General features: G+C 38.9%; 5 protein-coding genes and 2 pseudogenes. 2 read left to right on the plus strand and 5 right to left on the minus strand.

The window, feature by feature from the left end:
• Nucleotides 1-43 precede the first annotated feature (43 nt).
• The 3 genes and pseudogenes from AC2TDN_RS04865 to AC2TDN_RS04875 all read right to left on the minus strand — a co-directional run bounded on the left by AC2TDN_RS04865 (nucleotide 44) and on the right by AC2TDN_RS04875 (nucleotide 3675).
• A complete protein-coding gene (locus tag AC2TDN_RS04865; protein ID WP_484687173.1) occupies nucleotides 44-973 on the minus strand; it encodes a hypothetical protein in 930 nt (309 codons plus the stop codon).
• A gap of 119 nt (nucleotides 974-1092) precedes the next feature.
• Nucleotides 1093-1926, minus strand: a complete 834-nt coding sequence (locus AC2TDN_RS04870; RefSeq protein WP_484687174.1) for a DUF2785 domain-containing protein — start codon at nucleotides 1924-1926, stop codon at nucleotides 1093-1095.
• A 391-nt stretch (nucleotides 1927-2317) separates the two neighbouring features.
• A pseudogene (locus AC2TDN_RS04875) lies at nucleotides 2318-3675 on the minus strand (IS1380 family transposase).
• A gap of 529 nt (nucleotides 3676-4204) precedes the next feature.
• Here AC2TDN_RS04875 and AC2TDN_RS04880 point away from each other — a divergent pair.
• Nucleotides 4205-4558: a hypothetical protein gene (locus AC2TDN_RS04880; RefSeq protein ID WP_484687175.1), complete on the plus strand. Its 354-nt coding sequence runs from the start codon at nucleotides 4205-4207 to the stop codon at nucleotides 4556-4558.
• Between the two features lie 271 nt (nucleotides 4559-4829).
• On the plus strand, nucleotides 4830-5372 hold the full coding sequence (locus AC2TDN_RS04885) for a hypothetical protein (protein WP_484687176.1): 543 nt from the start codon (nucleotides 4830-4832) through the stop codon (nucleotides 5370-5372).
• Between the two features lie 116 nt (nucleotides 5373-5488).
• Here AC2TDN_RS04885 and AC2TDN_RS04890 read toward each other — a convergent pair whose 3' ends face one another.
• A complete protein-coding gene (locus AC2TDN_RS04890) occupies nucleotides 5489-5713 on the minus strand; it encodes a DUF5348 domain-containing protein (protein ID WP_484687177.1) in 225 nt (74 codons plus the stop codon).
• Nucleotides 5710-6000 (minus strand): annotated as a pseudogene (locus AC2TDN_RS04895) (AAA family ATPase); the annotation flags it as partial. The gene AC2TDN_RS04890 and the pseudogene AC2TDN_RS04895, both read right to left, overlap by 4 nt.

A 6000-nucleotide genomic window follows, 5' to 3' on the forward strand; every position in this document is an offset into this window, starting at 1 on the left:
TTAACAAAAAATCTCAATATCGAAATACCAACGTGCAGCTTCATTAATTAATTAAATGGAATATCTTTATTCCCTTTACGATGCCTCCCTCGACTTCTAATTGTGAATATAAATAACTATCTTCATCACGACTAATGTCATATGCGCAATTATTAGGGTCTGATCTCCCGTCTGGCATTATTTGTATATCAGGATAAATCGCTTGGACATCCGCGATCGAGTTGCCTAAGCGAGAATAATCACTTGCTTCTTTTTCTATTTCTGTAGCTGAATCCAGGTCAAAATAACCGACTTTTTTATCGAACAAATAATTCTGTATGATTGGCTCCTGCTCAAGAACTTTAAAATAGTAGTACATCTCGTCTTCTTTCACATATTCAGCACCAGCTATCTCGTTAGCCATAATCTCTTTCACTTCATCGAGGGAAAAGCTGTATTCAACAGTATTTGCTTCCATCGAATCAATTCTCCAGCCTGTATCATCTGATTTACGCAAATGGTATCTTACTTGATTCGCTTCTGGGTATGACATATTACCATAGGTTTTAAATTGTACGGTGACTTCTTCATTTGCTAATGAAATCACCTTAAAACTCGGCTGGTACATACTATTTTGATTAGCAAATACTAAGCCCGTTGGTTCCAAAATCCAACCAGGTTCATTATTGTAAATATACTCCCATGTTTTAATTGCATTTTTTGTATTGTATTTTAATAGTTCAGGCGTCAATTCTTCGAATGTTGGAGCTTCCTCATTACCAGCTTTTTTGTCAGCCACACTCATAACATCTAATGTTTGTCGCTCTAAATTACGAATGATTGTAATAAATGATTCATTTTCAACAATTGGCGTATTTTTCGATTCGTTGCTTGTTACACTCTCTATGGATGTTTCACTGCTGCAGCCTATAACGAAGAAGCTAATCATAATGAATAACATGAATTGAACAATAATCGTGTTTGTTTTCATCATATCCCCCCCTATTTTATATATGGACGAATTAACTGGTAAAAAGTTTCAAAAAAAACATTTATTTAATACTTAAAAAAAGAGCCGCCCCACGGGACGACTCGTAATCTTTAATAGTTCAATTAATTCATTTTATTATGCCAAAATTTTAGGTTTTCTTCTATTTGATATCTAGCTCCATCATTTATATTTTTGTAGCCTAATCGGAAATAAAGAGTCTTAAGAAAATTCATTACATTCGTCTTTATTCGAAAAAAGTTTAAAGAACCACCTTCAATCTTATGAAGTTCCTCTAGTACATGAAATAAATTCAAAATCCATTGTTCTAAAATTGTTTCCCTCATACCTTTGTCAATAAGAGACTCAATAACACAAATAAGCCTTTCATCCTCATCATCCACATAGACTGTTCCTCTGATTAAACAATGACGTACGGTATCAAGGGAATCCGAAAAAAGCTCGTTACCAAATTGGGGATGTCTTATTGATGAAACCAACAAATCAGCTCCATGTGCTATACTATGAGCCCAACCTTTTCCTTCTACATATCCCCTCGTATCCCTCTCATGATGCAAATAAGAAATACTACTCTCAAATACATTTAGAATTGTGCTTGCAGGTAAGAAATTAAGTTCAATATCTTTAAGTAAAATAGCACCAATAACCAAGGAAGAAAATGACCGAGTAAACACCGAATCACTATTTGTTTCACAAATTCGAAAAAATAAATGTTCACAATCTACACAGGTTTTTAAAATATGTTGAAGTTGCCTCACATCTAAGTAATCATTATTAATCCATCTTGCAAAAGTGGAGTAAATCAACTCATCCCTTAGCTCTGAATCAGTCGAACCAATGTTAATTAGCATATGCTCAATGATTTCATCAACATTTTGATTTAGTAGCTTTTCCTTCGTGAAATCTTTCAGTTCACTTAATTGAGTCTTTAACTCCATAATAATCACCCATTCTCAATTCATTATTTCCTCTACTTTTGCTTAGAGTCAGATGAAAGTTCTATGTAGATTGGTGTTTTAGATAAATAACCATTTCGAACCGCGAACCAGAAATGTCAGCGTTCTGATACGTTAACTTTTCAGCTTTTAATGTCATTTGAATTTCTCCTTTTATTAGATTATCACAGCGAACTGGTTCACAGTCTACACTCACTCGTTGAATATTTTTATTAAATACTACCTGAATCCGTGACACCTCAGTAATCTCAACCGTATGGCACATGGATCATCTTCCAATCTGACCCAATAGCCAAATTCAGCTGTTTCAGGGTAACCCAAAACAGAACCCTTGCTCTCAAGCGTTCTGCTTAGTCGTATGAAATGCTTGTCTTTAACCGAAGTGTATATATAGACGACGCAACTGCCGGAACCAAGGGCTCCATCTTCCAAAACAAAGCTTGAAGCTTCGAGCATGTTTCACATAACGCGCCGAAATGAGCATAAGATCTTGGATTACGGTCCGAATACGCTGTCGGAAAACCTTCTTCTTCTTCTTCTTTGGCGCATCTTGGTCGGTCAAGGCAACCTGACCAATTAATCGAAGCATGTTGTAAGCGAATAATCCCATATGTAAGATAAGATGAGGTCATTCGTAGCGAACTTGCCTGACGGTAGTCGTTCAAGGTCAAGTTCAGATTTAATCTCACTGTGGAATTGCTCACTTGTGGCATGATCCTTGTACAACTCGACGATTTGTTCCTCCGAGCATTTAAGTGTCGTCCAGAAAAGTGCCAGCTCGATCTCTGGGACAAGGAGCACCTGACCGTCCCGTTCAATGGTGCGCTCCGTCACATGGTAGACGAGTTGCACGGGCTTAATGAAACGCTCTGGTTGGACAGTCATGGTTCCTAAATAGATGTTCTTACCTGGTCGCACTTCTTTGCAACGCCCTTCCTTTTTCGCGTGTGTGAGCCATTGTTCGGGTGACTCTTTACGCGGGTTGCGTTTAATAATGAAATCTCCTTCTTGGTCAAGCAGCAGATTCACATTATCGGCTGCATCATTGCCGCCATCTAGACGAGCAAGAATCGGTAGGCTAGAGATGCGCCGTGCATACCGAAGGCTCCTATCAATGAAGTCGTCAGCATTCTTTTGAACATGTGTTTTGCCTTCACGAAGTTCGACATTAACGCCATAGCCCTCTTGTCCGAGGTAAGCAAAGAAAGGTGAGTATCCATCAAAGCCTTTGTAGGTTCTGGATACGCCTTCCTTCTTCGTATTGGAGTTGTCAAAGGGCGATACATCCAAATCAAGAGGTAAGTAGGAGCGCACTTTATCCTCATCATCGGTTATTTGAACAGCTGTAAGCGGAGCCTTAACACGTTTTAGCAAATCGGCTGACTCTTCGAGAATGATCTTCTGCCATTCGCCAGATGGAGCTGCTTGGTCAAAGCGTTGACGCATGGTGGGACTGGACGCTAATTTGTATATGCCGAGAGCCCGCGAGAAAAATTCATCTTGGCGAAATGGCTCAATATGGTCAAAGTCGCTTTTCCCTTGGCAAAGTAAGCCCAAGTAAGCACGAACGTTGTCTGCATGTGAGATATCGGGTATTTTGGTTTCGCCAACCTTGGATAGGTTCAACCGTTTATTAAGATGAGTACCGGCAAGAAGTTGCCCGACGATAATGAGACCGGCACGCGAAGTTAGATAATCACTGGAAGTTTCAAGTATAAATTTCTTTGGCATAGGAACTCACCCCATAGGTGCAATTAGATATCAGCAGAAAACACGCTGTTACCTTAATTTTACTCCTAAAATCTCTTATAATCTACGATTTTCATAAATCTATGTCACGGATTCAGGTACTAACTAACAACTTATTAATGTTCCAGGCTCACAACTATAAAAATCATGATTTATATTTTTTAGTTTCAAAGAATCTTTTATAACACATGACTTATGCAGTTCATTCCAAGCGATGGAAACCGATTAATAGTCATAGAAATGTAAGCTAAAAGCCGGAAAACCCCTTGACTTTTGGGAATAACACCAATAATCGCGAAGAATACCTTTTCCAACGTGTATCTCTCTCAAGATAATAGGTGATTCCAGTGAAACAAACCCTTGAAAATCCACGATTTCGTAAGCTTTCACAAGGCGAATGCGCGGGAGCGCCAATCTTGCAATCGCTTTGGAAAAGTTCGACTTTTCATTGCTCTTGACACAATCCGGGATATTCAAACGAAGCGGAGCACCGTCATGGATGCTTTGCTTTATGTACGTCATCGGATTGATCTCTGGATGCTCATCGGTTGTACAAATGAGCGCATTGGCTGGCAAAGATGCTCTACTTGAACTCATGTTTAAACCTTACAAACTCGCACAATACACGCTCAGCCGGTTTTTCACAGTCCCCCATGCATGGCTGACCTTTGGGAAAAAACGTGTTGCAAGACTTCAGGAAGAACGAGAAACTGCGCTTCATGAAGGCGATGTTATTAATCTCGACGATACGCATAGCGCTCATCCCTATACAAAGAAATTACCGTTTCTGTGCTGGCTTATGGACTCTTCATCGAAAACCTACAGCTGGTGTATGAACCTCGTTGTCCTGCAGGCGGTGCTCTAAAATGGACTTGAATATCCGTTGTTCTACCGCGCTTGGCACAAAGTGCCATGACCATGTGGCCGGTTTATTCAAGCATAGATTCTCACAATTACCGATACATATTTACTATATAAATTGGCTTTTTTACTTAAATATGGTATTATTGACTAAGTGCACCTTCATACATTGTAAAAGTTCTTTTGTGCTCAAATGCAAGCAAATCCGAAAGCTATGAAATCAGAGAACATTATTGCAACGCAGTAAAACAGAAAAAAAAAGGGGGAATATATTTATGAAGCAAAAAATCTTTTTTAAGATTTCTTTAATAATAATATTGATTTTATTAGTAGGTTGTAATAAAGAAAATGAAGAAAAAAAATGGAATACGAGTGATGATTTTGATAGAAATAGTAATGCGCTTTATGATGTTTATGTGGACCTATCTGGTAACTTAGGTTACATTCAAATTTCAAAAGATAGTAATGGAAATTTAATTGATGAAAAGAAAATGTATTACAATTTTAAAAGCAAATCAAAAACATTATCTACAATAATTGAAACATCACAGGGAGAAATTTATGGACCGGTTAATTCTGTTTCAAATCCGAAATATTCAGATAGAATTATTACTATTAAAGATGGGAAATTAGGAGATGAAATATTATTAAAATATGTGGATGGACCCTCTGAAATAATTAGCGATATAGAAAATCATAAGGCATGGATTATAGGGAGTCCATCTATTGCAGCTGTTTTTCCTAAAGGAAATCCAACGACAATTGTTGATGTTAAGCAAGGTAGGGAGATGAAAACAACCTTCCCTTTTTGTTACTGACGTCCTCACATGACCGGAAATTGACGATGTCTGCTGTCCAAGATATGACGCTGAGCGTGACCGCTAATTGTATTAGATAAGGGAAGTGGTCACTGTAAGAACCACTTCCCTATTATTCATATCTCAACCAGATACGTATCTTTCTTCCACAAATAAAATCGTGTCTGACTAAAAATAACGTACCAGTCCAGGTCCAACTCTAGCCGGCACGGAATTCCTCGATCGCCAATTCGCATGTTCATCCATTCTCCACAATGCATAGGAAACGTTTCTCCCTCCATATGAACCATCCAGCAGGTTGTATCCTTGCCATACGTTAACTCGATCCATCTGGATTTCATGACAATTCACCTGCGATGACATGCTTGACCATATGGTCGTCGATGATGCGATGCTTGTTGTGCGCACCATAGATGAGGCATTGCGTACACGCTTTGTTGATCAGCCGAGCTGATCCGCTGGAATAGCGGTAAATGTCATCGATCGCAGCGTCTGTAAATAAGGTTTGTTCTGCACCTGCATAACTCATATGCCTAGATAAATAGGCCCCTACTCCAGCCCGATCGTAATGCGTCAGTTTGCATTGCAAATCGATGCGTTGCCGAATCGCGGCATAGGATTGAAGCCG

The organism is Paenibacillus sp. Y660 (assembly GCF_057221575.1).